The following is a 1,584-nucleotide window of genomic DNA, read 5'->3' as shown; positions in this document are numbered from 1 at the left end:
ACAGGAGCAAAGGCACAGCCTGATTGAATCGGGAGCCGTGTGCGGGAAAACTTGCACGCACGGATCTAACTGGGAGGAGAGGGAGATCATACTCCCCCTCGACCCAACCACAATTTTTGAGGCAGAAGCTGAAACCCGCATTCTACCGTTGTAGATAGCTTCATTGAGAAGGCTGAAACCCGCACTCCATCGTTAGCGATTCAAAATTGTCCGGACTGTTGAACTATCAACACTTTACTTAAATCACTAAATAAGTCTGAGTTTGCAATTAGATTAAAACGCTGGGCAGGTCACTGGACAAGTAGCCACATTGAATATGAACTAGATGAACATGAAAATCGTGTTTATCGTGACGAGCAAGAAGCACAAATACTTGCACAAGAGGTTATTAATAATCCATCCCTTTTAACAAAAGGGCTTTTGGACTGGCTTTGTTCAGCAGAAGCTCAAGAGGCGTATAAGTTTTGCTTTTGGCTTGGCAAATTGGATCTTGAGCAAGGATGGCTGGCAGAGATTGAACAAATTGGTATCGGACAGGATGGCAGTCATGTTTTTTTAGCATATTGTGGTGGTCTAAGCCAGATTAAGCGGCAATTCGTTAGTGATTACTTAGACAAAGTTACGCAGCAAGGTGAGGTTAGATCTGAGGCGATAGTTACTGCTACGCAAAGGCTTGGAGGTGACCTTCAAGGGGTCAATCGTGTGGTGAGATTAATTCGAGATGAACGAGTTGACCCCAAATTCGTTGAACATGTGCTTGAGTGGGGTAAATGGCTTGCATCTCTTAATTCAGATGATTACTTGTATTTACTCGAAGCTATTGCAGGTTCAGATTTGGATAATGCAGCAGCAGTTGTTAAATCTCTCTGGATGTGGTTACACCTCGAAAAACCAATTGAAGGAAGACTTGCTGAGTTTGCTTGGAATTGTTTAGAGATGAGCAATGCAGAGCCTCAAGATTACCATCGTTTTGACCAACTTGCTGGGAGTGTAAATTAGTTTGTGTCAGAGGTCAAAACACGATCTAATGAACCCATCACCAGAGACACAAACTCATGACCTTTCGACCTGAATTAATTGACGAACTCCTCAAAGAATATCGCAACCCTGAAGATCTCATGGGTGAAGGCGGCATTTTTAAGCAACTGACCAAAGCTTTGATCGAACGCTGCCTCACCGCAGAACTCAATACCCATCTGCAACAAGAGCAACTCGAACCCGTCCCTGCCTCTCCTAAGAATCGCCGCAATGGACATAGCCAGAAAACCATCAAGGGTGAGTTTGGCGAAGCTGAAATCGCTATCCCCCGAGATCGTCATGGTGAATTTGAACCCATCCTGATTGCCAAGGGTCAAACTCGTTTCAACGGCTTCGACGATATAGCGGTTTTCAGTTCAATTAAGTACAATAACAGCGGTAGGTAAACCACCCCTCAATATCTTTTAAGGTCACAGCCTTGAGGGCATCCGTAATTCCTTGATCTAGGGCTTCACGAGACCGAGCCGCCACCGAGCGTAAAAACGCTTTGACTTTCGACCAGCAGTTCTCAATCGGATTAAAGTCAGGAGAATAGGGTGACAAATA

At 44.7% G+C, this 1,584-nt stretch carries 2 protein-coding genes and 1 pseudogene; 2 read left to right on the top strand and 1 reads right to left on the bottom strand.

Going from position 1 to position 1,584, the window contains the following annotated elements:
* Positions 1-420 precede the first annotated feature (420 nt).
* On the top strand, positions 421-999 hold the full coding sequence (locus C7B65_RS26870) for a hypothetical protein (RefSeq protein WP_073075374.1): 579 nt from the start codon (positions 421-423) through the stop codon (positions 997-999).
* Between the two features lie 56 nt (positions 1,000-1,055).
* Positions 1,056-1,379, top strand: a pseudogene (locus C7B65_RS26865) (transposase); the annotation flags it as partial.
* 19 nt (positions 1,380-1,398) lie between these two features.
* Here the strand turns inward: C7B65_RS26865 and C7B65_RS29090 are convergent.
* On the bottom strand, positions 1,399-1,584 hold a 186-nt coding region (locus tag C7B65_RS29090; RefSeq protein WP_244913307.1), incomplete at its 5' end, for a transposase.

Origin of the sequence: Phormidesmis priestleyi ULC007, assembly GCF_003003695.1 — a bacterium.
GTDB lineage: Bacteria > Cyanobacteriota > Cyanobacteriia > Leptolyngbyales > Leptolyngbyaceae > Phormidesmis_A > Phormidesmis_A priestleyi_A.
Note: the sequence above shows the minus strand (reverse complement) of the source record. Positions and strands in the feature narration are given on the sequence as shown.